The organism is Vibrio rhizosphaerae (assembly GCF_024347095.1).
Taxonomy (GTDB): domain Bacteria; phylum Pseudomonadota; class Gammaproteobacteria; order Enterobacterales; family Vibrionaceae; genus Vibrio; species Vibrio rhizosphaerae.
On record NZ_AP024904.1, the window covers coordinates 986,158 to 1,012,421 of the forward strand.

The 26,264-nt window shown below is 46.6% G+C and carries 24 protein-coding genes; 15 read left to right on the forward strand and 9 right to left on the reverse strand.

Annotated features, from left to right (window positions below):
* Nucleotides 1–285: 285 nt before the first annotated feature.
* A complete protein-coding gene (locus OCV37_RS19470) occupies nt 286–801 on the reverse strand; it encodes a nicotinate-nicotinamide nucleotide adenylyltransferase (protein ID WP_038184592.1) in 516 nt (171 codons plus the stop codon).
* 179 nt (nt 802–980) lie between these two features.
* Here OCV37_RS19470 and nadE point away from each other — a divergent pair, with 179 nt between their 5' ends.
* Complete coding sequence (nadE, locus tag OCV37_RS19475) at nt 981–1,811, forward strand: ammonia-dependent NAD(+) synthetase (protein ID WP_038184590.1); 831 nt, start codon at nt 981–983, stop codon at nt 1,809–1,811.
* Between the two features lie 260 nt (nt 1,812–2,071).
* Nucleotides 2,072–3,400 carry an anaerobic C4-dicarboxylate transporter gene (locus OCV37_RS19480; protein WP_038184588.1) on the forward strand — a complete coding sequence of 443 codons (1,329 nt, stop codon included), beginning with the start codon at nt 2,072–2,074 and terminating at the stop codon, nt 3,398–3,400.
* Between the two features lie 120 nt (nt 3,401–3,520).
* On the opposite strand, the gene OCV37_RS19485 is transcribed toward OCV37_RS19480, so the two are convergent.
* From OCV37_RS19485 to OCV37_RS19495, 3 genes are all read right to left on the reverse strand, one after another.
* Nucleotides 3,521–4,234 carry a carbonic anhydrase gene (locus OCV37_RS19485; protein ID WP_038184586.1) on the reverse strand — a complete coding sequence of 238 codons (714 nt, stop codon included), beginning with the start codon at nt 4,232–4,234 and terminating at the stop codon, nt 3,521–3,523.
* Between the two features lie 102 nt (nt 4,235–4,336).
* Entirely contained in the window at nt 4,337–4,684 is a 348-nt protein-coding gene (locus OCV37_RS19490) for a helix-turn-helix domain-containing protein (RefSeq protein ID WP_038184585.1), read from the reverse strand.
* A gap of 145 nt (nt 4,685–4,829) precedes the next feature.
* The gene (locus OCV37_RS19495) at nt 4,830–5,660 is read right to left on the reverse strand and encodes a tetratricopeptide repeat protein (protein WP_390902308.1); all 831 of its coding nucleotides are present in this window, start codon (nt 5,658–5,660) and stop codon (nt 4,830–4,832) included.
* Between the two features lie 315 nt (nt 5,661–5,975).
* Between OCV37_RS19495 and proV the strand changes: the two genes are divergently transcribed.
* From proV to OCV37_RS19515, 4 genes are all read left to right on the forward strand, one after another.
* Nucleotides 5,976–7,163: a glycine betaine/L-proline ABC transporter ATP-binding protein ProV gene (proV, locus tag OCV37_RS19500; RefSeq protein ID WP_038184579.1), complete on the forward strand. Its 1,188-nt coding sequence runs from the start codon at nt 5,976–5,978 to the stop codon at nt 7,161–7,163.
* A 4-nt stretch (nt 7,164–7,167) separates the two neighbouring features.
* Nucleotides 7,168–8,175 carry a glycine betaine/L-proline ABC transporter permease ProW gene (gene proW, locus OCV37_RS19505; RefSeq protein ID WP_038184576.1) on the forward strand — a complete coding sequence of 336 codons (1,008 nt, stop codon included), beginning with the start codon at nt 7,168–7,170 and terminating at the stop codon, nt 8,173–8,175.
* A 187-nt stretch (nt 8,176–8,362) separates the two neighbouring features.
* On the forward strand, nt 8,363–9,352 hold the full coding sequence (gene proX / locus OCV37_RS19510) for a glycine betaine/L-proline ABC transporter substrate-binding protein ProX (RefSeq protein WP_245609151.1): 990 nt from the start codon (nt 8,363–8,365) through the stop codon (nt 9,350–9,352).
* Nucleotides 9,353–9,733: 381 nt separating this feature from the next.
* Complete coding sequence (locus tag OCV37_RS19515; RefSeq protein WP_390902309.1) at nt 9,734–11,023, forward strand: magnesium transporter; 1,290 nt, start codon at nt 9,734–9,736, stop codon at nt 11,021–11,023.
* Nucleotides 11,024–11,113: 90 nt separating this feature from the next.
* Here OCV37_RS19515 and OCV37_RS19520 read toward each other — a convergent pair whose 3' ends face one another.
* Nucleotides 11,114–11,896 carry a transporter substrate-binding domain-containing protein gene (locus tag OCV37_RS19520; protein WP_245609150.1) on the reverse strand — a complete coding sequence of 261 codons (783 nt, stop codon included), beginning with the start codon at nt 11,894–11,896 and terminating at the stop codon, nt 11,114–11,116.
* Nucleotides 11,897–11,962: 66 nt separating this feature from the next.
* Nucleotides 11,963–12,889 carry a LysR family transcriptional regulator gene (locus OCV37_RS19525; RefSeq protein WP_038184567.1) on the reverse strand — a complete coding sequence of 309 codons (927 nt, stop codon included), beginning with the start codon at nt 12,887–12,889 and terminating at the stop codon, nt 11,963–11,965.
* A gap of 142 nt (nt 12,890–13,031) precedes the next feature.
* On the opposite strand from OCV37_RS19525, the gene OCV37_RS19530 reads away from it, so the two are divergent.
* The 4 genes from OCV37_RS19530 (at nt 13,032) to OCV37_RS19545 (ending at nt 16,002) form a co-directional block, all read left to right on the forward strand.
* The gene (locus OCV37_RS19530) at nt 13,032–13,814 is read left to right on the forward strand and encodes a 5-oxoprolinase subunit PxpA (RefSeq protein ID WP_261888156.1); all 783 of its coding nucleotides are present in this window, start codon (nt 13,032–13,034) and stop codon (nt 13,812–13,814) included.
* An 8-nt stretch (nt 13,815–13,822) separates the two neighbouring features.
* The gene (locus tag OCV37_RS19535; protein ID WP_038184565.1) at nt 13,823–14,077 is read left to right on the forward strand and encodes an acetyl-CoA carboxylase; all 255 of its coding nucleotides are present in this window, start codon (nt 13,823–13,825) and stop codon (nt 14,075–14,077) included.
* 76 nt (nt 14,078–14,153) lie between these two features.
* Nucleotides 14,154–15,035 carry a 5-oxoprolinase subunit B family protein gene (locus OCV37_RS19540; RefSeq protein ID WP_038184563.1) on the forward strand — a complete coding sequence of 294 codons (882 nt, stop codon included), beginning with the start codon at nt 14,154–14,156 and terminating at the stop codon, nt 15,033–15,035.
* Nucleotides 15,025–16,002 (forward strand): 5-oxoprolinase subunit C family protein, encoded by a 978-nt coding sequence (locus tag OCV37_RS19545; RefSeq protein WP_038184561.1) that lies wholly within the window; start codon nt 15,025–15,027, stop codon nt 16,000–16,002. Before OCV37_RS19540 ends, OCV37_RS19545 begins: the two co-directional genes overlap by 11 nt.
* Nucleotides 16,003–16,627: 625 nt before the next feature.
* Here OCV37_RS19545 and OCV37_RS19550 read toward each other — a convergent pair.
* Nucleotides 16,628–17,233 (reverse strand): DNA-3-methyladenine glycosylase I, encoded by a 606-nt coding sequence (locus tag OCV37_RS19550; protein WP_038184560.1) that lies wholly within the window; start codon nt 17,231–17,233, stop codon nt 16,628–16,630.
* A 201-nt stretch (nt 17,234–17,434) separates the two neighbouring features.
* On the opposite strand from OCV37_RS19550, the gene OCV37_RS19555 reads away from it, so the two are divergent.
* Genes OCV37_RS19555 through OCV37_RS19565 form a run of 3 tightly spaced genes read left to right on the forward strand, consistent with a single transcriptional unit; the run spans nt 17,435 to nt 21,274 of the window.
* Complete coding sequence (locus OCV37_RS19555; RefSeq protein WP_169739377.1) at nt 17,435–18,661, forward strand: porin; 1,227 nt, start codon at nt 17,435–17,437, stop codon at nt 18,659–18,661.
* Entirely contained in the window at nt 18,661–19,113 is a 453-nt protein-coding gene (locus tag OCV37_RS19560; RefSeq protein WP_051680780.1) for a type 2 periplasmic-binding domain-containing protein, read from the forward strand. Before OCV37_RS19555 ends, OCV37_RS19560 begins: the two co-directional genes overlap by 1 nt.
* 40 nt (nt 19,114–19,153) lie before the next feature.
* Nucleotides 19,154–21,274 (forward strand): putative bifunctional diguanylate cyclase/phosphodiesterase, encoded by a 2,121-nt coding sequence (locus OCV37_RS19565; protein WP_051680779.1) that lies wholly within the window; start codon nt 19,154–19,156, stop codon nt 21,272–21,274.
* On the opposite strand, the gene mak is transcribed toward OCV37_RS19565, so the two are convergent.
* Entirely contained in the window at nt 21,271–22,188 is a 918-nt protein-coding gene (mak, locus tag OCV37_RS19570) for a fructokinase (protein ID WP_038184557.1), read from the reverse strand. The two genes, OCV37_RS19565 and mak, sit on opposite strands and share 4 nt — an antisense overlap.
* A gap of 134 nt (nt 22,189–22,322) precedes the next feature.
* Between mak and OCV37_RS19575 the strand changes: the two genes are divergently transcribed.
* On the forward strand, nt 22,323–22,679 hold the full coding sequence (locus tag OCV37_RS19575; protein ID WP_038184553.1) for a diacylglycerol kinase: 357 nt from the start codon (nt 22,323–22,325) through the stop codon (nt 22,677–22,679).
* Entirely contained in the window at nt 22,676–24,370 is a 1,695-nt protein-coding gene (locus OCV37_RS19580; RefSeq protein WP_051680777.1) for a phosphoethanolamine transferase, read from the forward strand. Before OCV37_RS19575 ends, OCV37_RS19580 begins: the two co-directional genes overlap by 4 nt.
* A gap of 98 nt (nt 24,371–24,468) precedes the next feature.
* Here OCV37_RS19580 and OCV37_RS19585 read toward each other — a convergent pair whose 3' ends face one another.
* The gene (locus tag OCV37_RS19585) at nt 24,469–26,178 is read right to left on the reverse strand and encodes a phospho-sugar mutase (RefSeq protein WP_038184550.1); all 1,710 of its coding nucleotides are present in this window, start codon (nt 26,176–26,178) and stop codon (nt 24,469–24,471) included.
* Nucleotides 26,179–26,264 lie beyond the last annotated feature (86 nt).

Here is a 26,264-nt window from a genome sequence, read left to right on the forward strand (position 1 = left end):
CCTAATTATAGTTTTAGCACACTCCCATCACTCTTACTGTTTTATTCTGACTTATCGGTGCGACATCAAAAAAGCCGCTGTGCGTTACAAACGTTGTTGCCAAAAATCAATGGATTATTAACACATACAGCACTGTGTGATTTTTTTGCAGAAGGTAGTTTGGTTCCATAACCATTCGAAGGCGGCAGATGTCGCGTGGCAAACGGAGCACGGCACACTGCGTGATACGGGTTTTAACCCATAACACGAAGGATGAATTGAACGGGATGACCGAACGATGAGAAATCAGTGATACAAAGACAGAGAATGGATCAATTGAGCAACAGATGGGGTGGTTAGGGTATCAATCGCTTTGCCTTGCTGCAGACCTTGACGAATATCTGTGCTGCGAACCGGTACTTTCTCCGGACAGGCCATCACATTAAACTGCTTGAGGATATCTTTGGCCCGAAAAAAACGGGCAAACTGAAACAAGTTATCCGGTCCCATCACAAATGTCAGTTCATCCTGAGGATAAATGTCCTGCAACGCGGTCAATACTGCATAAGTGGTAATATGTTTGCCGGGAAGATAGAGTTGTTCTTCAATTTCAGAACGTTGAATCTTATCACTATCTAAATCAGAGATCAGCGCATCAACCAAGCGACATCGCTGCTCGTAAGGGAGCATTTTCTTCCCCCATGCATGGGCGAGACTCGGAACCAATAAAATTTGATCAAAATGGCTTAATGAATCAATCACACTTTTGTGACCCAAACTTGGTGGGTTAAAAGCACTGCCAAATACAGCGATTTTCAACATATCCTTCCTTTCTGGCAATTATCCGGTTTTCTAATTTGATGAAATCGGTATGATACTAAAAAGTTGCGATATACCCAAGTGACCTCAAAATACGGGGTTCCACGGTTCTCCCGATCACGGTGACTTGAGCGTCATGCTATCAGTTTATTTATTATTCTTGTACGAAAAGGAATCTCAAAATGGAACAGCTTATTCGCGAGGAAATGCGCGTCCAACCCACCATCAATCCTGAGTATGAAATCGAGCGTCGTGTCGACTTTATCAAGCGCAAACTGACTGAATCCGGTTGTCAATCTCTGGTCCTCGGTATCAGTGGCGGGATTGACTCCGCAACGTGTGGGCGCTTGGCGCAGCTGGCAGTGAATCAACTCAATGAAGAACAGCCAAATACGCCGTATCAATTTATCGCGGTCAGACTGCCCTATGGTGAACAGAAAGATGAAGATGAGGCGCAACTTTCTATCGCCTTCATTGAACCGAGTCATGCTGTTGCTGTGAATATTAAAGCAGGTGTTGACGGACTCCATGCTGCATCTCATCAGGCGCTGGCAGGCACTGGCTTACTCCCGGAAGATCATGCGCAACTCGATTTCGTGAAAGGTAATGTCAAAGCCCGTGCGCGGATGATTGCCCAATACGAAATTGCAGGTTATGTGCGTGGTCTTGTGCTCGGCACCGACCACTCTGCCGAAAATATTACCGGTTTTTACACCAAGTTCGGTGACGGTGCATGTGACCTCGCCCCTCTGTTCGGATTAAACAAGCGTCAGGTTCGTCAGGTCGCTGCTACGCTGGGCGCACCTGATGTGTTGGTCAACAAAGTACCAACCGCGGACTTGGAAGAACTGGCACCACAAAAAGCCGATGAAGCGGCCCTGAATCTGACCTACGATCAAATTGATGATTTTCTGGAAGGAAAGCCTGTCCCTCAGAGTGTTGTCGATCGACTCGTCGCAATCTATCAGGCCACTCAGCACAAACGTCAGCCGATTCCGACAATTTACGACTAATCCTTTCCCCACGCTTCATGGTGGGAAACACTGAGGTTGTGGAAAATCAATGATGACTCGATTTTCCACAACCGATTAGCATATCCCGCTCATGAATTACCCACCAATCTGCACTGCGATCACATTCTTATCTCATAATGTGAGTTCTATCCTATCGCGTAACACTTCTGAAAAAACGACGAGTGAATATGATTATCGTCAATACTTTTTTTACCGTATCGATGATGATGAAGTAACGAATTGTTATAGGAGTTTGCAATATGTTGTATATGGAATTTTTGTTCCTATTATTAATGCTTTACATTGGCTCCCGGTACGGCGGTATCGGCTTAGGGGTCGTGTCCGGTATTGGTTTGGTGATTGAAGTCTTCATCTTCAAAATGCCACCGACCTCACCACCGATCACGGTGATGCTGATCATCTTAGCCGTGGTGACCTGTGCATCGATCCTTGAAGCTGCCGGCGGCTTGAAATACATGCTTCAGATTGCCGAACGGCTGCTACGGAAAAATCCTAAACGTGTCACACTCATCGCGCCGTTCGTCACTTATACCATGACGTTCATGCTGGGTACCGGCCATGCCGTCTACTCCATCATGCCAATCATTGGTGATGTCGCACTGAAAAATGGCATTCGGCCAGAACGCCCGATGGCGGCAGCATCAGTCGCGTCACAAGTGGCAATCACCGCATCTCCGATTTCAGCGGCAGTGGTTTATTATCTGGCCCAGCTAGTCAATGTTCAGTCCAATATCACGCTCCTTTCTATTTTGATGGTGACGGTGCCAGCCACACTTTGCGGAACACTTGCTATGTCGCTGTACAGCCTCAGACGCGGAAAAGAGCTGCAAGACGATCCTGACTATCAGGCCCGCCTGAAAGATCCGGTCTGGAAAGAAGAGATCCGCAATACGACCGCCACCACGCTCAACGAAACACTTCCTGCGAAAGCAAGAAACTCGGTATTACTCTTTATTGGAGCGATCCTGTGTATTGTTCTGATTGCGATGGTGCCTGAGATCAGAACCATCAGCGAAGGCGCAAAACCGATCAGTATGGCCGTCGTGATCCAGATGATGATGCTCTGCTTTGGCGGGATTATTCTGCTGGTGACGAAAACCAATCCGAAAAGTGTGCCTGACGGCGTGGTGTTTAAATCTGGGATGGTAGCCGCAATTGCGATCTTCGGGATTGCGTGGATGTCAGATACTTATTTCAAATACGCAATGCCGCAATTCAAATCGGGGATTGTTGAAATGGTTCAGTTATATCCCTGGACCTTCGCTCTGGCGCTCTTCATCGTTTCGGTCGTGGTCAATTCTCAAGCTGCAACCGCACGGATGATGCTGCCTGTCGGGCTGGCACTCGGTTTAAGCCCCGCCCTGTTAATCGGCCTGATGCCGGCAGTTTACGGCTACTTCTTTATCCCGAATTATCCGTCAGATATTGCCACCGTCAACTTTGATGTGTCTGGCACGACAAAAATCGGGAAATGGTACTTCAACCACTCGTTTATGTCGGTCGGCCTTATTGCTGTTGTGACTGGCTGTATTGTCGGCTATCTGCTCGCACAAGTGGTCATTGGCTAAATTCAGCCCCGCGTAAACAATCACCCTTCTTTTGGTGATGAGTTGCTAAAAATCAGCCCCTATCTCGAGGGGCTGATTGATGATGACAGCATTAATTCGATCGCACGATGACTGATCCCGCTATTTTTCATCCATGACTATACGGGCATTGCGTGCCTGAACAGGACGATTATTGTGCCCCATGACCGAAGTCAGCGCATTTTCCTGCCCAGTCGACAGCGTCTTTGACTGCTTCATTACAAACCAACGCACACCTTCACTACATGGTGGGGTGGTGAGCGATCCATTGAAACGATAATATTTTTGAGTGGTCGGCAATAAATCTTTCACAGGGAAAGAAACCGCCACCGTATCGCCTTTTTTCGGTAATCGCTGTGTCAACTGAGCTAACTCGTGATCGGCGGCCCCGAGGTCAAACATCACGGCAACGACAGCCAGATTGCCATCACGATCCTGATTGACAAAATGAGCTTCCAAGGGATATTGATGACTCTTAATTAAGTTTTCGGAAGGGGTATGAAAGTGGAATTGCTTCAGTTCAAACTGAGTCCCATCAACGGTCAGAGTATTATTGCCTGTCACAGTCGCCTGTAACGTATGACCATTGTTGGTTACAGCGGTCACTTGCCCCTGATACGCGATGGCCAAAGGCTTCAGATCGGATGTGACCGTATCCGTCAAATTAATCGGACTCTGGTTTTTCCCTGTCTCACAAATCTTAGACACATGTCCCCAGTGGTCCGGACCATTTTCCCCGGTATATCCCCATTCTGAAGCCTGTGTCATAGCGGAAAAGAAAGCACCCACTGACATTGCTAATATAATTTTTTTCATTGTCTCTCCATGTGATAACGGATATCGCTATTTTTTATTTATTGAGCAAATAATTGTTTAGTTATCAAAGACAAGACTGAAAGTGCCTTATCAGTTTTGAGTCTATCTCACCATACTCCGGTACTCAATCACGACTTGATTACCATCCACATAAACCGAATCAATATCACCATCGATGATCACTCGATTAACCAGTTTGACTTGTTGTTGGCCTTCTCGCTGTTGTTTGATGAGGCTGGGCATAAACAGGTAGGGATCGACATGAAGATGTCGACAGAATGATTGGACAAATTGCTGCGTCAGGGGTTCACGCCCCCGCAAAATGTTAGACAGTTGGATTTGGGTCAGCCCCAACTGCTTCGCCACTTCCATTTGTGTCAGATGCATCCTCGCTTTTTGCGACATCCAGACATGATAAAGTGCTTCAAGGTCGTCTTTTGTATAGGTCATGAAGGGATCTCCTCTAAGGACGTTATCAACCACCGGGGGTGGTCAACAACGACTGATATGATGAATCCCGACAACATGACAGATGTGTATGCGTGATGTGTCAACCAATCGTCATGATTGATTCACGAAACGACGCTTGAAGAAACTACTCCTGAGAAGGGGCAACCAATAAGCTATCAAACGTCTTATGCCCGTGTAGTCCTTCAAAGTCTGATTCTTCAGCAATAAATTCCCGGAGTGAAGGACTGAGATCGACGGCGAGCTGAAGATCAATAATCGCTTGTTCTTCCGCCCCCAAGCGGGCATAGGCACAAGCGCGTTGATAAAGTGCCGGACCGTTGGTTTCATCAAGCTCCAACACGCGGTTACATAAGCTCATCGCCCAGTGATATTCTTTCATTTCCATCACAGCGTCGGCTTTATAGGTCAACGCTTCTAAGTCTCCCGGACGGATTTTCAGAATTTCATCATAAACTTCCACGCGTTGTTCTGGTGTCTGCACACTCTGAGCTCTGAGCCACAAGTTGTGAATCTCATTGATAATCTCAATCTCACGGTTATTTTCGGTGATAATGCGCGTTTTACGCTTCAAATCACGCTCCAAGGCCAAGAATTTTTTCTCATAATCTTGGGCAATCTTATTTAAGCGCTTATCGGCCAGCTCCCGCGTGTTGGTCTTCACCTCTTTCAATGAATGCCAGCCAAATAAGGCGATCAATGACGCCGCAGCCGCAATGATGTAAAAGAAATAAGTGACCGTAACATTGGCATAATTCATTGATTTATCGGCAACGCTCAGTTCCCGATCTGTTATCTGAATCGTCAAACGGCGCTCCAGATCTTGCTGATCTTGTCTGAGCGATTTCAGCTCATCCAGAATATAACGCTCGATGAGCGGGCGATCCAAGATATCAGTTTGTGAGTATTTCTGTTCCGGCTCTGCAACGGCAGTTTTCAGAAAAAGAGACAGTATCATTGCAACCATCAGTATAATTTTTAACACAGCAGACCCCTTCTTTTAAATACCACTTCTGTTTCACACAACAAGCGTTCCCCATTGTCTAATGAAATACAGCACGAAACAATCCACAAGAGGTAAAAAAATAATTTATTTGTGTACAAACAAACCCACAAAAACATGAAAAATAACAAAAATATATATTCTTTAATAATCAATAAATTACAACAAATAAAAATACACAGATCACAGAAATGCTTGATTTATATCCAATAAATGTTTAGAGTACAAAACATAGAACAGTTAATTTTACAACAACGTAGGTCGTGATGAATGGAAGCTATATTAGAAGTAAAAGAGCTTTACAAAATATTCGGAGAGTCCGTTGACACAGCTTTTCCTTTAATGGAAAAGGGGCTGGATAAAGATCAAATTTTTGAAAAAACAGGCCTCACTGTCGGTGTCAAAAATGTTTCTCTCTCAATTCAAGAAGGTGAAATCTTCGTCATCATGGGGCTTTCCGGCTCTGGCAAATCAACACTGGTTCGGTTATTGAACCGGTTAATTGAACCCACCCAAGGCAGCGTCTTGCTCAAGGGCCGGGATATTGCTCGCATCTCCGCTAAGGATCTCTGTGAAGTCCGGCGTAAACAGATTTCAATGGTTTTCCAGAATTTTGCACTGATGCCACACATGACGGTGATCGACAATACTGCATTTGGCTTAGAGTTGGCGGGGATCGATAAACCAACCCGCTACCAACGTGCAAAAGAAGCTTTATCGCGTGTTGGACTGGAAGCATATGTAGACTCTTATCCGGATGAACTTTCAGGCGGGATGAAGCAACGGGTGGGGCTGGCCCGGGCACTCACCAATGATCCTGACATTCTCTTAATGGACGAAGCATTTTCAGCTCTTGACCCGCTGATTCGTACCGAGATGCAAGATGAACTGATCCGGCTACAAAACGACGATAAACGCACGATTGTCTTTATCTCTCATGATTTGGATGAAGCGATGCGTATCGGTGATCGGATTGCCATTATGCAAGATGGTGAAGTCGTTCAGGTCGGTACCCCGGATGACATTTTGCACAACCCGGCCAACGACTATGTCAGCTCTTTCTTCCGTGGGGTGAATGTTGCAAACATTCTCACTGCTAAAGATATTGCCCGCAGAAAAACGGCAACGGTTCTGAAAAAGCATGACAACGACGGACCGGCAGCGGCACTGCAACTGTTACTCGATAATGATAAAGAGTTCGGGATTGTGGTTGACCGCGGCAATACCTATGCAGGTGTCGTGTCTCTCGACTCGCTGAAAGAAGCTCAGAAACAGCGGAGTTCTCTCAACAGCGCTCTCTTACAAGACGCCATACATGTTCATGCCGATACGCCAATCAGTGAATTGATCGGTCAGGTTGCGACCATTCCTTACGCACTTCCCGTGATCGATGACAACAATTGCTATTTGGGCGTTATCAGTAAATCCCGATTACTTCAGACTTTAGACAGAGAATAATATTATGGCAATGGAATCCACACAAAGCGTTGACCCTTGGGCGACAAGCACCACAACGAATAGTGACTGGTTAAATGCCAGCACACCACCACCAGAAACCTTTCACTGGTTACATCCATTTAAAGATGCACTGATCCCGTTTGATCATTGGGTCGAAACCGCACTCAACTGGCTCGTGGCACATGGCCGCCCGCTGTTTCAGGCGATTCGCATTCCGATCGATCTGATTCTCAGTTCATTTCAAACCGCGCTGGTCTCGACACCGGCACCAATCATGTTAGTCCTGCTATTTCTGCTGGCTTGGCAGATGGCAGGGCTGCGCATGGGCATCATCTCACTGGTATCATTGATCGTCATCGGTCTGATCGGCGCTTGGAACGGCGCAATGGTAACGCTTGCATTGGTGATGACCTCGGTCTTTTTCTGCCTGCTGTTAGGGCTACCGCTCGGCATTTGGTTAGCCCGCAATCAGATGGCCGCGAAAGTGATTCGACCCGTTCTGGATGCCATGCAGACCACACCGGCATTTGTGTATCTGGTACCGATTGTGATGTTGTTCGGGATCGGGAATGTCCCCGGGGTTGTCGTGACCATCATCTTTGCGCTGCCACCGATTGTACGACTGACGATTCTCGGTATTCAACAAGTCCCCGATGATTTGATTGAGGCCGGCCACGCCTTCGGGGCAAGTCCGAAACAGATGCTATACCGCATTCAGTTACCTCTGGCAATGCCATCAATCATGGCTGGGGTGAACCAAACACTGATGCTCTCGCTGTCTATGGTCGTCATCGCATCCATGATTGCCGTTGGCGGACTGGGACAGACCGTATTACGGGGCATCGGCCGACTCGATATGGGTATGGCTGCGGTCGGTGGAATGGGGATCGTGATTCTTGCCATTTTGCTGGATCGCATCACTCAAACGATCGGTGTAACCACCCGGGATAACAAGACTCGCTGGTATCACGCAGGTCCTGCCGGTTTCATTTGGCGCCTAGTGGCGAAATAAGCGCACCACCGCAGGAAATTACAGCCAATCAGTCACAGGACACCAACGCGCCTGTTTCTGATTGGCCGACAATAGAACCGAACCTTCAAAATGAAGTGTATCGCATGGTTCTTTTCCTTAAAGCCCGAATTCGGGCATTGATAAGCTCACCTACATAAGGAAATCAGATATGAAATATACACGGAGAATGTTGATCACTGCCGGTATGGTATTATCAACGTGTCAGGCCTCACTGGCTTTTGCTGATGATTTACCCGGCAAAGGCATTACTGTTCAACCGGTTCAATCTACCGTCGCAGAGGAAACCTTTCAGACACTCATTGTCAACAAAGCGATGGAAGCATTAGGCTACAAGGTCTTACCGACCAAAGAAGTCGATTACAATGTCGGCTATACCTCCATTGCCAAAGGAGATGCAACCTACCTTGCTGTCGGTTGGTTCCCACTGCATAGCAACAAATATGAAAAAGCCGGGGGAGATGATGCCTTCTATGTTTCCGGTGACTACATTTCAGGTGCCGCACAAGGGTATCTCATTGATAAAAAAACCGCAGAGAAATATGGCATCACCAATATTGCGCAACTCAAAGATCCGAAACTGGCCAAACTGTTCGATACCAATGATGATGGTAAAGCGGATCTGACCGGATGTAATCCCGGCTGGGGATGTGAAAGCGTAGTTGAACACCAGATGGATGCATTTGGCTTACGTAAAACCGTCACCCACAATCAGGGGAAATATTCGGCACTGATCGCAGACACCATCGCTCGTTATCGCAAAGGTCAGCCCATTCTTTACTACACATGGACCCCTTATTGGGTCAGTGGTGTTTTGGTTCCGGGCAAAGATGTAGTCTGGCTTGAAGTTCCATTCTCATCACTCCCCGGAAATCGGAAAAATATCGATACCAGCCTGCCTAATGGTAAAAACTATGGGTTTGAGATGAACTCGATGCGCATTGTCGCTAACAAAAAGTTCGCTCACGATAACCCGGCGGCAGCTAAACTTTTCTCAGTGATGAAGCTCAACATCAATGACGTCAGTGCGGAAAATATGATGATGAGTAAAGGGAAAAACAGTCCGGCAGATATTGAAGCCCATGCCAATGGCTGGATCAAAGCACACCAGAAATTATTTAACTCTTGGATCGCACAAGCAAAAGCGGCTGCCAAATAACCACAGGCACGACGATTTAGTGATGAATCGTCGCTCATAACGAGCCGTTTCCAACCCTCGACCGGACATTCTCAAGACCTGTCGAGGGTTTTTTAATGGATTCTCCCAGAATCTCTGCACTTCCCTTTGATTTTTGTTTCTGCTGTTTTTATTCTTGAGTATCATAGACATCCAAATCACCGCAAGATGCCGGATTCAGCGTATCTTAAGACCACATATACAGGCAGCGTTTCGTCTCCATCGATATCTCATAACAACGCGACCTGATGCAGATCTTTTTTGATGCAATATGGTGTTCTGAATGCATTCTCGGAGTGAAAAAAATTGAGCGATCAAAAAGATTTATCCCTGTTTATTGAATCATTGACACAAGCCGATGATATTGACCAGTCGAAACAACTGACTTCATATCTGAATCAGGGAATGGATTCAGATACTGTCGCTCGCTTACTTGAGGCATTAAAAGTAGAACAACGGGTCAGGCTCTGGCGGGCTTTACCCCTTGAATTACATATTCCTGTTTTAACGGAAATGCGCTCAGAAGCCCGGATTTCGGTGATTGAGAGCCTGACACCGACTGAGCTGAAATTAATCCTCACAAAACTGGATAACCTCTCCCTGCTGGAATGGGAAGATTCACTGCCAGATGACATCATCAGTGAAGCACTGCAATTAATCAGCCGGGATGAATTAGAGCTTTATGATCAAGCCAACCAGTACGATGACAACCAGCTGGGTCACTGGGCTGATCGTAAAGTGTTTACCTTACCGTTCAATATTCGGGTCAGCCGGGCCCGAGTCTTGTTAGATAAATATCAGGATGGCCCGACACCTTATATTTATCTGATCAATAAGGATAAAAAGTTTCGCGGCCTGATCAGTTCTGCTGATTTACTGACCGCAGAACCTTCAGCGACCTTGAGTTCACTGAATAAAACCAATCTCACCCAGCTCAAAGCAACTTCACCGCTGTCAGAAGCCGTCAGTGCCCTTGAGCATTCAGAATATCCGACCCTCCCCGTTCTGGGTGACTACGGCATCTTAATCGGTGCGGTTGACTGGCAATTTACGCTCAGTGTTCAAAGAGAGATTTACGAAGCCCGCCTGATGGCAGGGACCGGTATTCATGAAGGGGATGACTTGTTTGCCCCCGTTTTCAAAGGGGCACAAAAGCGGGGGGTATGGCTGGGAATCAATCTGCTCACTGCGATTTTGGCTTCTATCACAATTGGATTATTTGAAAATGTCATCGCGCAGGTCGTTGCACTGGCTGTTTTGATGCCCATCGTTGCCTCGATGGGCGGCATTGCAGGCAGTCAAACCCTCACATTAATGGTCCGGGCGATGGCTTTAAACCAAATCACATCGGGCAACCGCTGGACTTTCCTGAAAAATGAATTGGGGATAGGCGCATTTAATGGCCTGTTTTGGGCATTGATTATCGGTGCGATCACTGGCCTGTGGTATCAGTCACCGGGATTGGGCATGACGATTGCCTTCGCCATTGTTGTCAATATTGCGACAGCCGGGTTGTGTGGGGTTTTAATCCCGATACTGCTGGACAAACTCAAGTTGGATCCGGCACTGGCAGGCTCAGTCATCCTGACAACTGTCACCGATGTGGTCGGCTTTTTTGCTTTTCTGGGAACAGCAGGGGCAATCTTACTCTAAGAGACCGTCTTCCCGAGGACGGTTTTCTCAAGGGCTGTGAACTCAACCCTCCTCCCGTTTGCATGGCATGGTTATGGCAGCACAGCGGCCCTAGGCAGAATCATTGTCCGGCGAATCGAGCTCAAAAGGCTGATGCAATGCGTGTTTGATCATTAACTGTTGTTCGATACCTTTCTGCTTGATGTCATCCAGAATCAGATTAACCCGATTTAGCAATCGCTGTTGCCCGAGAGGAAGCAGATAACTGAATTGATGCTGCCCCGGCGGCACCAGTACCCGAACTGCAATCAATGACAATTCGCTCTCCTGATAAAATCGTGCAAATGGTGTTTCAGTGATCATCACATCGATCTGTCCGGAAGATAAAGCCAGAGGGATATTCAAATAGTTCTCAAAAGACACAAGAGTGGCTGCCGGAAAATGCTGTTCAGCCAACATTTGATAGACCTGACCAACCGCCACCCCAATTTTCACCTCAGGACGGTTAATCTGCTCAAGTCGTCCGAAGCGGGCGAGATTGTCGGTCGTTGCCATCAGCACATGACCGAAAGTCAGATAACCTTGGGTCGGCTCAACATCATACTGCTCAGAGACTGAGCGCAGAATGCCCCCCATCGCTATATCAAATTGACCTGAATGCAACCCGGAGACCAATGCCTGCCTTTCAGCCAATACAAACTCAGCTTTAACGCCCAATTGTTCTGCCAAATAAGTAGCGATATCAATATCGTAACCAGAGAACATTTCGCCATCAAAGTATGATAACGCGTGATAATCTCCCGGTGTTCCGACCCGTAGGCAACCCTGTTTTCGAATATACTCTAATTGATCAGTCTGAGTCATAAAACGCAGACAACTGGCAATAAATATCATCAATTCAACCACTTATTTTTTGATGCACTCAACCGACTGAATCACACATCAGGACTTTTATCGCTTTTATAACAGCGTATTTCTCATCATATTCTGCTGCGGGGTAAGATAGGCTTGCTGCAAATATCCCCGAATCGCAAGCATCGCTTGTGTAAAAGTTTTTCCACGCTTCCAGGCTAAACCCACACTCATTGGATCAATGACATCATCCAGAGAACGTGTTTCAATCCGTCGCCCTTCTAAAGACCACGGCCGGTAAACAAGATCAGAAAGAATTGCCACCCCTAATCCATTGGCAACCATACTGCGAACTGATTCGACGGAGCTGGTACGAAGTATCACATTCGGTTGTAATGACTTGCGACGCCAATAACGCATGGCACTCACATCAGCTTCATCGACCGTCAGCATAATAAATGGTTCTTTTTCAATATCTTCCAAAGCCAATATGTGCTTCTGGCTTAATGCATGATGACTGGCCATCCAAAGTCTGCGTTCAGAACTGAATAATTTTTCAGAAACCACCTCTGATTCTATTAAGTTATCCGTCAATACAATCGCCATGTCAATTGAACCGTCTAATAATTTATCTTCAATTTCGATACGTTCAAACTCATACAAATCAATTGAGATATTGGGGAACCAATGTCTCAGCCGTTGTAAATGGTAAGGTAACAGATATCCCAGCGCCGTATACGTCGCTGCTAACCGAACTGAACCGATTGCTTTTTCATCTGTATGTGGAATATTCAACGCCTCATCGACACTTCTCAGTACCTGATAAGCATTATTCAAGAAGTGACGACCTTGTTCGGTCAGCGTCACGCCATGAGTGCTGCGCACAAATAGATTGACCCCAAGTAATGATTCCAATTCCCGGATTGCGGTTGTGACTGCTGACTGTGAGATATTCAACTGAATTGCAGCCTGAGAAACCTGCCCCAGTTCAGCCGCGGCAACAAAATATTTCAATTGTCGGATCGTCATTGACATACGTTTATTTCTCAAGGTATCTGATTTTTAGATACTACAGTATCTAAAAATAAATCTTTTTTACAGCACGCAAAAAACTATATATTGAATGCGTTGCATAAAGATATAAATATAAATAATGGTGGTAAGTGCGATGTTATCCGTGGATGTAAACTCTGATATCGGAGAAGGATTTGGGCATTGGTATGTCGGTGACAACGCAGACGCACAAATTATACCGCTTATCAGTTCTGCCAATATCGCAACCGGGTTTCATGCCGGTGATCCGTCAACCATGTATACAACCGTAGGGCTTGCCAAACAACATAGTGTATCCGTCGGGGCCCACCCCGGGTATCGTGATTTACTAGGTTTCGGTCGTCGTCATATTCATACTTCGGCCCGCGAACTCATTCACGATATCATCTATCAGGTCGGTGCATTGAGAGAAATCGCATGTGCTCACGAGGTTACTCTACAGCATGTCAAACCACACGGTGCACTCTACATGCATCTGGCACACGACTACGAAGCGGCAAACTTATTCGTTAATCAGATCCACCGCCTTGCTCCAGAACTTATTTTATATGTTATGCATGGTACAAAGCTCCACCAGCTTGCGTTAGATAAAGGCCACCCAGTCGTCTGCGAATTTTATGCAGATCGAGAATATGATCAGAGTGGCTCAATCGTTTTGACCCGGAAAACCGGTCTTTTGGCCCCGAATCAGGTTGCAAAAAAAATCCTCAAAGCATGTCGCGAAAATAAAGTCACGACCCTTGATCATCAGGAGATTTCTGTACAATTTGACTCAATTTGTATTCATAGCGACTCTCCCGGCGCGCTAGCGCTTGTCAAAGTCGTCAGACAAACGCTGGAACAAGCTGGTATTTCAGTTGAAGCGCCCAAGCGCATGAATCGTCAACATGTATATCACCAAGATTGAGGTAAAGAATGACAATAACACATCAAATCATCTCTCCATTGCCGGGTATTTTTTATCGGCGTCCCGCTCCGGACATTGCGGAATTTGTTGTTGAGGGGAGTGAAGTACATCGTGGTGAGGTGATTGGATTAATTGAAGTGATGAAACAATTTTCGGAAGTCACTGCCGATGTCGACGGCATACTAAGATCGTTTCATATTAAAAATGAAGACTTTATTGAACCCGGCCAAATCATTGCCAGCATTGAAACGTCCCAGCATTGAAACGTTAACGTACAATCATTCAGATGCAACACTGTCGGGAGCATCACAGACCGACAAGAGGAAGGAGAATTAGGACATGCCTGAACAACCCATCCGGTACTCTTTCGGAGGTGATGAGCATCTGTTTGCAGAGATCTCCGAGTCGATGTCTCTGCCTGCATTTTTCCGGGGTTTGGAAATAACCAACCGCTTAAAAGCGATGAATTTACCGGGCATTTTAGATATCTGTCTTGCCAATGCATCATTTCAGATTCGGTTTAATCCTGACCAAATATCGCCTCAGACCTTGTTGGACAAAGTTAAATCACTTGAAAGTGCCCGTAGCACTACACATTGTCTCAACACGCGGATCATTGAAATTCCGGTTTATTACAATGACCCTTGGACACATGAAACGCTGATGCGCTTTCGGGACAGACATCAGTCGCCTCAACAAACCGATTTAGAATACGCTGCGAGTTTAAACGGGTACGGCAACATTGAAGACTTTATTCGTGCACATAGCCACTCCCCCTGGTTTGTCTCGATGGTTGGATTTGTTGCCGGCCTCCCCTTTATGTTTCAAATGGTCGAACAAGCACAACAATTGGAAGTACCAAAATACCTGACGCCCAGAACAGATACCCCTAAGCAGACGATCGGTCACGGTGGATGTTTTGGCTGCATTTATTCCGTCAAAGGTGCCGGTGGCTATCAAATGTTTGGGATGACTCCCGTCCCGATCTACGACCCACAACACGCGATGCCTCACATGCAAAACTCGATTGTCTTCTTCCGTGCCGGTGACATCGTGAAGTTCCGTCCGATCGATCAGTCGGAATACCAGCAAATCACGCAAGCAGTCGAGTCAGGAAGCTACGAACTCCACATCCGCCCCTTCAGATTCGACTTACAGGCATACCTTGCCGATCCGGAAGACTATAAACGTCACATCATGGAGGCACTTTATGTCAATTAAAGTCATCAAACCCGGCCTTAATACGACCATCCAAGATGGTGGACGCGAAGGTTATTATCATCTGGGTATCCCTCCCTCTGGCGCATTGGACCAGTTCTCCATGAAAGCGGCTAATCTCCTCGTAGGAAATAAAGCTACCGAGGCGGTTCTTGAATGTACACTTCTGGGGCCGGAGCTGGAATTTCTCAATACCACGTTAATCGCGGCTTGCGGCGCAGAGATGCCACCGATGCTTGATGGCGAAGTGATGCCGATGAATACGACCCTCAAGGTTCAGGCGGGACAAACACTCAGTTTTGGCTATCCCCTGAAAGGTGCCCGGATCTATCTGGCCGTTGCCGGTGGTTTCAATTTAGAGCCAACCTTAGGCAGCCGTTCAACCTATATATTGGGCAATCTCGGCGGCATAAAAGGACGAACAATACAAAAAGATGACCTGCTGACGATCGGTTCCCCCACCGAGAAAGTCAGCAAAGGTCGCACGATTCCCAAACGTTTCCTGCGTACAATTCATAAGGAGACAACGATTCGGGTCGTTGAAGGGCTCTATGCACACAGACTGACGCTATCAAGTCTGAGCCGTTTTTATCAAGACGAATGGCTGGTTGGTAGCGAAGCTGATCGCATTGGTTACCGGTTTAAGGGCGGGCGTTCACTTGAATTCCAACCCAGAGTACAGCCGTTTGGTGCCGGTTCAGATCCGTCAAACATTGTCGATGCCTGTTATCCAGTCGGTTCGATACAAGTGCCGTCGGGTAAAGAGCCGATTGTGCTCCTGCGGGATGCCGTCTCAGGCGGCGGTTATGCCACCATCGGGACAGTAATCAGTTCAGACCTTGATCTGATCGGTCAAATGCAGCCCAACTACAAAGCTCGATTTGAGCCGGTCACGATCGAAATGGCACTACAAGTCAGAGCAGAAACGAATCTGCGATTACAACAACTCTATGAACATCTGATGCTGTAATATCAAATGGAATCGGATCTCGATGGCTTGATCCATATCGCCAGAATAAAAAAAGGCCATGCCTGTCGTCTGACAAGTCATGGTCTCTTTTGTGCCGACTGATGTTGCAATCATCGACATATCGCAGTCTCTTCCCAGACACTGCGTTTTAGCATCCTGCTCAACGCGCTAACCTTCAACCTTTAGCGGTTGATACGGAAATAAAGCGTTAACAAGACACCCGTGCATAACATGACCAATCCAACTTCGATAACCATCCTGCTTTCTCCATTCGATCAAACCATTACCGCATCATTTGCAACAATGAACATAGATGAATATAACTTTATTATAATTGTAATAATATGAATCACTATAAAATGATTAACTAATTTTATAGAACTCATCATCTCTGTTGTCAAAATGAATAGATTGGGTTCGACAATGGAAGCCATCATTGTCTCATTTATGAGATTTTTTACACCCGTATCTGACCCCAATCATGTTTATCAGCAAGTATAATGAGAAACAGCATAGTTATCGTTACAGCAGTAACATGTCTATAGCAGTAACACGGCGATGACCAAAATATGGTAATGGCCCCCGAAAATATAGTGATAACAAACGAATAGTGATCACAAGAAAGCTATGGTCGGCGAAAACCAGCCCGGGCCTGCGCCACTTTTTCCCGCATGACACAACCTTTTTCGTGGTCATTCACCAATCCCATCGCCTGCAAAAATGAATATATGGTCGTTGGTCCGACAAACTTCCACCCCATTTTCTTTAATTGCTTCGACAATGCTACAGATTCCGGTGACGTTGAAACCGATAGTGGCTCTGGTAAGGTCGCAGGATCGGGCTCATAGCGCCAGAAAAAAGTCGCTAACGAACCTTCCTGAGCAACCAGTTCCTGTGCACGTTTGGCATTGTTAATCACGGCCTCAATTTTACCACGATGCCGGATAATGCCTTTATCCTGTAATAAACGCTCGACATCCTGTTCGGTGAACTGAGCCATTTGGTTAAAATCAAAATTCACAAAAGCCCGACGAAAATTCTCACGTTTTGCCAGAATCGTTCGCCAGCTTAAACCCGACTGAAAGCTCTCCAGACATATTTTTTCAAACAAGGTGCGATCATCATCAACCGGAAATCCCCACTCCTGATCATGGTAATCAAGAAAATCGGCGGTCGTTCTGCACCACCGACATCGTTGCTGCCCGTCAGGGCCAAAATATTCATCATTCATACTTTTATCTCAAATAAATTAATGAAACCAATAACAAAGAAAAAATAGGCCATGAAAAACATAACCTTTCATCTTCGAACCAATTCGATATATTATGTGGAATTCAAGCAAATCTATTCACAATATAGAATAGACTTCCCAGAAACAAATAAGTTACAATTTATTAACAAACTGGGTGGTAAACACCGTCACAGAATCAAAATGATGTTACCTTTTTTGAATGTAAGATATCGCAGAAAATATCAGGAAGTATTTCAAATTACATACTTATTTGTTTTGTTCCTCACTTTATTTCCCTCAGAAGGATACGCAAATCCTGATGACCGTCTTTCATTTTCCGGGTTTGGGCGGATAACCGCCGGTTATCTGTCAACCTCGCAAGCAACCTATATCGGCTATTCGGAGCGTCTCTCTCTAAAACCGGAGACATTAGTCGGCTTACAAGCCTCCTATGCGTTGAATCCAGAGGTAAGTGCCACAGTTCAAGGCATTATCAGGACACAGCAAGCGGCTGACGATGACGTCATCAACTGGGCCTACCTGTCTTATCAACCGGGTGACAATTTCCTTTTAAAAGCCGGTCGGTTACAGACGCCTTTTTTCTTATTGAGTGACGTCCTGAATGTCGGCTATGCCTACCCTTGGATCTCTGCGCCTCAACAAGTCTATAGAAGCTGGCTGTTTCCGACCTATCACGGTATCGATGCCACCTGGGGCCATTCAAGCGATATGTTCGATTCGTCCCTTGAATTTTATATGGGCAACTACTCTGGCACACATGACTCCAATTACGGCGAAACCGAATATGATGTCAAAATCTTTGGTGGCGTGATTGCACGTTTTGATATTGATGACCTGACATTTCGAATTTCTCATCATCGTGGCAAAGCGACACTCAATAAGTTCGAGTTAAACCAACTACGGGCATTACTAGAAGGTGCCGGTTACAACAAAACGGCGCATGCATTCAATCAGATGCATTTAATTGATTTAGAAGAAGCCGCAATAAGCTATGAAACCATTGATTATTTTCTACGTGCGGAATGGACGATGATTAATGCACGGCAAGCCTATCTGATTCAAGATGTTCAAAGTTACTATATCTCCGCAGGCTATAACATTCAGCCAGTGACACTTTACGTTACATTCGCCCAAAGTAACGTCAGGTATCGAGAGAATGCACATGAAATCCCGGTCACCGACCGTGCGGCTCATCAAGCCATCAGAACAATCAAATCAAAAAGTCAGGATAATCTTACCACATGGACTTTCGGTGCCCGTTGGGATGTTCATCCACAGATTGCCCTGAAAGCAGAAATGACAGTTTTAGAAGGTAAACAAGGAGAGCAGGCATTTTTTCATTCAATTCAGGACGGATTTGACCGCAATGCAAATCTCTATCGGGTCAGTCTGGAATGGGTTTTTTGATGGGAAGCGCATTGCGGCAACATCGTTTCAGGCGCAGACTCAGCATTTGGCTGGGGCTGAATTTAATGATGATCTGTCCGCTCATTGATGCCAAGCCACAACCAGACATTTCCGTTATCGCTAATGCTACATCACATCTTTCTGCATTAACGCACCATGAGGTCAGGCAAATCTACATGGGCGGAACACTCAGTCGAAAATATCAGGCCGTTGCATTAAAGGCTGGCAGCCCCGCCCGGATACTATTCAATACCAAAATCATTGGCTTAACCGAAGGCCGGATTCAGTCCTACTGGGCACAATTGTTATTTACGGGGAGAAGCCATCCGCCACTGGAATACACTTCAGTACAGGATCTGCTTGACTATGTCGCCACAACAGATAATGCCATCGGTTATGTGCCCGCAGGGTTGACACTCCCTGACAATGTGGTTGTGGTGTATCAACGATAAGGGCTTGGCTGATTGTATCACGAACAATAGGATCGACTTCATGTTATCAGGGGTTCATAAAAAGTTGGGTATCCGGGGAAAGTTTCTCTTCATCAGCACATTGTCCATTGTGCTCTGTTCACTCGCCGTTTTTATGGTCTCTCTGAAAGAATACGAGACTATCTATATTGATTCGGTCAAAAACAATCTCGAAGCTTTAGTCGCCAATGTTGCCGATGACCTGCTTTTCACTTTTTCAGAAGATCCCGATAGCTTCATTCTCAAAAACAAACTGCTCACTTTCGAAAGGTATGAACACATTCTCTACGCCGATGTGTATGATGCAGACTGGAACTTACTTGAGCGTTACGCTAAAACACCAGCCAAAGCGATTCATCTGATTGAAAATCCTAAATATCAGTCACTGATTGCCCAAAAAGCACCATTTCCAGTGACACATATTGATGATGTGTTAGTCAGTATGGATGCAATTGGCAATCCCAAATTTCCGGTTGGCTATCTCGAAGTTATCCACGATTTCAATCAGCCCATCAGTAATAGTCGTCATGATTTGCTCATTAAATCGGTGCCTTTAGTCTTACTCATTCTGGTGATTTCTTTAATCATATCCTGGTCGATGTTCAAACGGATTGTCACACCTTTGATTCGCCTCTCTGCATTTACCCAACAGGTTAAACACTCGCGAAATTACACACTCCGGCACGCCTCCGAAGGGGTCAGTGAAGTGCTACATCTGAGTCAGGATATCAATGCGATGCTGGAGACGATCAATCAGGAACATCAACTGAATCAGGAACAGAATAAAAAGCTCCGCCAACAACAGATCTCCATGTTTCATCTCGCCAACTACGATCATTTAACCGACTTGCCAAACCGACGGTATGTGATGGAAACACTGAAACAATATCTACTCAGCGCACAGCGACATCACACCGATATGGCGATTTTTTTCCTCAATGTGGACCGTTTTAAAGATATTAACGATTTGATGGGCCACACGATCGGCGATGATCTGTTGCGGCATTTGAGTCAAATGATGGTAAGGTGTCTCCGGCCTAAAGATACGCTTGCCCGCCTCGGTGGGGATGACTTTCTGGTGGTATTGCCTGACCTGCCGGACTCAGGTACCGCCAAACAGGTGGCACAAGCAATTGTTGACCAACTGAAAACCCCCATCACTATCGGTCAATGGGAAATCCAGACCAGTGTCAGTATCGGAATTGCCATGGCCAAAGCGTCGGATTTCGACATCGATACGCTGATTTCTAACGCTGATATTGCGATGTCTCATAGTAAAACTGTTGGCAAAGGGTCATATCATCTGTTTAAACCACAGATGTTGCGTCAAAAACGGCGCACGCTGCAAATCATTAACCGAATTTCAACCGCCATCGATAATCATGAATTCTTTTTAGTTTATCAGCCCAAAGTTTCCCGGCAGGGGGCAGTCATTGGATTTGAGGCTCTGATTCGATGGAAAAGCCCTGATTTAGGAATGATTGCACCTTCGGAATTTATCCCGATTGCAGAAAACGGGGGCAAAATCGGAGAAATCACCAGTTGGATGCTCTGTCAGGCGATTCAGGATCTTGCGATCATTCAATCTATCTGTGCCCATCCGGTGATCGTCTCTGTCAATATTTCTTCAAAAGACTTAATGACCGCTCAGCTCGAAAGTGTGCTGCATCAAGCTTTATCGACCCATCAGCAAGAGATTTCCCATCTTCAGTTCGAGATTACCGAATCCAGCTATCTGGAAAAATTTGATTTGGCAAACCAGTTCTTCTCTCGAATGAGGGCACTCGGCAGTTCCATTGCCCTCGACGATTTCGGTACCGGTTATTCATCGCTGAGCTACCTGAACCGCATTGATATCGATACATTAAAAATCGACCGTCAGTTTGTCGTAAATTCATTTAAAAGCGATAAAGACGCCGCAGTACTCAATGCCATTCTGGCGCTCTCCCAGCAACTTGGGCTACACAGTTGTTGCGAAGGGGTGGAAACAGCAAAACACGCCCGTTATCTGATAGAACAAGGCTGCGATAGTCTGCAAGGATACTACTTCTCTGCCCCGGTTCCGCTGGAAAATTTAGCACAGGCCGTCCATACATCGGTCCAAAAATATTATCAATTATTCATCCATGAACGATACATTTAAGACCGAACCTCGACAGGCCATAGCCATGCCGCGCCACGCACACCACTTGAATCACCATGAACTGCCTGTCGGATTGGCGTCTGGCACTCCCGGCCAAAAATAAATTCGGGCAATAATTGAGGCACATTGTGATAGAGGCGCTGGATATTGCTCACCCCGCCGGCAAAGACCACCACATCCGGATCAAGAATATTGATATATGCTGCCAGCGATTTAGCCAGCCGACGCTCATAATCACCCAAGACCTGTTGGGCAAGCTCATCTCCCTGTGCTGCCAGTTCATCAATCTGACTACCGGTCAACGCGACACCACTGCGACTCTGATAGTCATCACAAAGCCCGGTGCCGGACACATACTGCTCAATACAGCCTTTTCGACCGCAATAACAAGGCCGATCAGCTACCAGACGCCGCTCGGCTTCATCAGGCCATGGGAGTGCATTATGCCCCCATTCTCCGCCAATACCATTGCCACCAATATGCGGTTTTCCGTCAATGGTAATGCCAGAGCCACAGCCAGTCCCCAGAATTAATGCCAAGACAATCCGCTGACCAGCGCCAGCCCCATCCACCGCTTCAGACACCGTCATACAGTTTGCATCATTCGCAATCCTGACGTCTCGCTGCAATCGTCTGACAAGATCATCCTGTAATGGCTGATCGTTTAACCATACCGAGTTCGCATTCTTCACCCGGCCGGTATACGGTGAAATTGTGCCCGGAATCCCAACCCCAACGGAGCCGGTCATGCCCGTTTTCGTTTCTGCAGTATGAACCAAATCCACAATCGTTTGCAGCGTCTGCTCATAGGATCCCCGCGGGGTTGATACGCGTTGACGAAATAACGTTTCGCCATCATCCGCCAGTGCAATCACTTCTATCTTGGTACCGCCTAAATCAATGCCAATACGCATGATGTTTCCTCTGCTTTTTCAAGATGACGTCTCTTTTATCGTTCTTAAGTAAATCTTAAGGCTTGCTCATTACGATAGCCCAATGTTTCAACCACATGTCAGATTTTTTACGACTGGATTCATATGAGGATGTTATGAAAGCAAGTCATCAAGGGCTCAAACGAGTCTATTTCGCCACCATTTATTCGATGAAAGGCCTCCGCGCAGTCTGGCGGCATGAAGCCGCTTTTCGTCAAGAGGTGGTAGTCTCCATGCCACTGATTGGGCTCACTTTTTGGCTTAACGTCACCTCAAGTGAGCAGGTGCTCATGATTGCATCATTGATCCTGATTTTAATCGCTGAACTGTTTAATTCTGCCGTCGAAGCAGTTGTTGACCGTATCAGCGACGAATTCCACGAATTAAGCGGCAGAGCCAAAGATATCGGCTCTGCGGCTGTTTTTATCACCATTTTACTGACTGTTTTTATCTGGACGTGGATTTTAGTATGAAAATCAACCGCACAATAACGTTTTACCCGTTCTCATACACCATCATGACGCTGATCCTTTCCGCTTACTTTGCCCTGTTTCTCAATCTGCCGATTTACTCAGATTTGAAGACGATTTTCAGCAAGCTTGAAACCGTTGATACCGGTTTTATCATCTCGATCCCAATATTTTTCTTCTGCGCCCTCAATGTGCTCTTTGCGCTGTTTACCTGGCCAAAAATCACCAAGGTTTTCTTTTCGATCCTGATCATCTCTTCAAGCATCGTCTGTTATGCCAGTTACAATTATGGAGCCATCTTTGACATCGATATGATTCGTAATATCGTCGAGACCAATACCGGAGAAGCCAGTTCATACCTGAGTATGAACTCGATCTTATGGGTGACCATTCTGGGGATCATTCCAACCATTTCACTCTGGCTATCCCCTATCCGCCCGGAACGTAGTGTGCTGCGCTTGCTCGGTAAAAAACTCCTGACGATCACGCTATCCCTGTTGGGGATCATCATCATTGCCATGTTCTATTATCAGGACTACGCCTCTGTCGGCAGAAATAACAGCTACTTGCGTAAACTGATTATTCCGACCTATTACGTTCACAGCCTTGACCGGTTTATCCGGGAAAATTATCTGACGGCACCGATGGATTATCAACAGATCGGTCTGGATGCGTATCAGCCCACCCCCACCGCAAGTAACGGGAAACCAACACTATTTGTCTTTGTGTTAGGAGAAACCGCCAGAAGCCAGAACTATCAGCTCAACGGTTATCCGCGGGAAACCAATCCATATACCAGCCAGTCCGATGTGATCGCTTTTCAACATGTCTCATCATGCGGTACGGCAACTGCGGTGTCTGTCCCTTGTATGTTCTCGCGACTGAATAAATCTGATTACAATGAAAGAGTGGCGCTACATCAGGACAATGTGCTGGACATTCTGAACCGGGCCGGAGTCGATGTCCTTTGGCGGGAAAATGACGGTGCTGATAAGCATGTGCCTGCCCGTCTCCGAGAAGAGAATCTTTCCCGGAGCAGCAGCAATCCATTGTGTAATGGTACCAGTTGCCTCGACATCAAACTGCTGGAAGATTTTCAGGAAAAAGTTGCCTCGATGAAAGGGAATCGCATCATCATTCTGCATCTGATCGGCAGTCACGGCCCCACCTATTATCAGCGCTATCCCAAAGAGTTTGCGGCATTCCAGCCCGACTGCCCGAGAGCAGATATTGAAAACTGTACTCAAGAACAGTTAATCAATACATATGATAATACGATCCGCTATACCGATTACGTTGTCGGCCAAGCTATCGGCCAGCTGAAATCACTGGAAGATCGTTACAACACCGCTTTAATCTATATGTCCGATCACGGTGAATCATTGGGTGAAGACGGGGTTTATCTGCATGGATTACCCTATAGCATCGCACCGAAATATCAGACCCGTGTGCCGCTGCTGCTCTGGATGTCTCCGGGATTTAAACAAACCAAATCCATCAATGAGACCTGTCTGAAAACAGAAGCTCAGCAAGCCCGAATCTCTCACGACTACCTGTTTGATACGTTGTTGGGTGCACTGGATGTCACCACGCAAGCTTATCGGCCACAACAAGATGTCTTTGCCAAATGCCGCACATCCAATCCGGCGATGGCGATAGCACAGCTTTCAAACCCGTCAGCCACTCAGCCATAACCATCGATAATGACGATTGAGAGTTGCTCTCAATAAAAGAACAAGAGCAGCGAATGCTGCTCTTGTTCGTTGGTTCGCCATATAGGATGGCAAAAGCGTTATTGCAGATGAATCTGATGTTCAGCGATTAACATACTCAACTGTTCATCCGCCCGTTTCTGAGCAACCTCAAATGCTTCATCAGGGATAATATCCGTCACCAGCTCGTAATAGCACTTCAGCTTAGGTTCCGTACCGGAAGGACGCACAATCACTCTGGCACCGCCGTCTAACTGATACACCAACACATCACTCACCGGTAAATCAATCGACTCGGTACGTCCGTCAGCCAAATAGCGTTGCGACGTTTTATAATCTTCGGTCATGATCACCTGACGTCCGGCAATGGTTCGCGGCGGCTCCGCTCGCAGGGCATCACCAATCGGCGGAGTTTCCGGTGATAAGGCGATACTTTTCTGAGCAGTGACATACAAGCCATGCTGACGATAGATCGCTTCCAAGCGATCCCAGACGGTCTGTCCGTCACGCTTGAGGGCGGTACACATCTGCACAAATGCAAGCAGGGTGGATAACCCGTCTTTATCCCAGACTTGGGTGCCGATGGTGTAACCCAGCGCTTCTTCATAGGCAAATAAGAACGGCAGATCATCACGCTGTTGTTGCATCGCGACATTGGTCAGCCATTTAAATCCTGTCAGCGTTTTAAAGTAAGTCGCACGATAATACCGGGCGATTTTCTCCAGTAAGCTGGAAGACACAATCGTATTACCGACCAGCGCTTGCTGTGTGTGGTTTTTACTTAATAAGTAATCACCAAGTAAGCTCCCGACCTGATCACCGGTCAGCATCCGAAACTCACCAGAAGGATGGCGCGCCGCAACTGCAAAGCGATCCGCATCCGGATCATTGGCACAAGCCAGATCCGCACCCACCTGCTCCGCCAGAGCAATCACGAGATCCATTGCGCCCGGCTCTTCAGGATTCGGAAACTTAACAGTCGGGAAATTACCATCCGGTTCCCGCTGTTCTGCCACGCTATGAACGTGTGGGAACCCAGCCTCTTTTAGCAACGCTTCAGCATAAGGCGCACCGACACCATGCATCGCCGTATAAGCGATCGTGATATCCCCGCCGCTTGTTTGCGCAGATTGTAATAATGGATGCTGATGCACTGACTGCCGATAAGCGGCGTAATAATCATCACTCAGCCAGACGAGACGATGCCCGGCTTCAGCCTCTGTCAGCGAAATGGTGTTCAGTGGCTGCTGGGCAGCCTGTTCAATCGCCTGTGCGATCCCTTGGTCATGGGGCGGAATAATTTGCGCACCGTTTTCCCAGTACACTTTAAATCCATTGTATTCCGGTGGATTATGACTGGCTGTCACCACCACGCCGGCAGCGGTATTCAGTTGACGAATCCCATAAGCAACCACTGGTGTTGGCGCAACGTGATCGGTCAGATAGACCTTAATCCCTAACGCCGTCAGCACTGAAGCGGTATCATAGGCAAAATCTCTCGAATCTAAGCGGCCATCATAACCAATGATCACACCGCGTTCTTTTGCCTGATCCACTTGTTGAATCAGATAATGACCTAATCCGGTTGCTGTTTCCTGAATGACCAAACGATTCATCCGGTTAGGGCCACAACCCACTTTGCCACGCAGGCCGGCTGTCCCAAAAGCTAAACGACCGTTAAATCGATCTTGCAGTTCTTCCTGATTACCTGCGTCAATCAACGCTTGTAACTCATCTTTCGTTGTCTGATCCGGGTCTCTGGCCAGCCAACGGGAAAATTGTTCATTCATCGAAGGTACCTTTCCACTATTTGTGTCACCCACAGTGTATGATAGATCACACCTTATTTGTGAGTCCGCAATCGATAAATAATAGA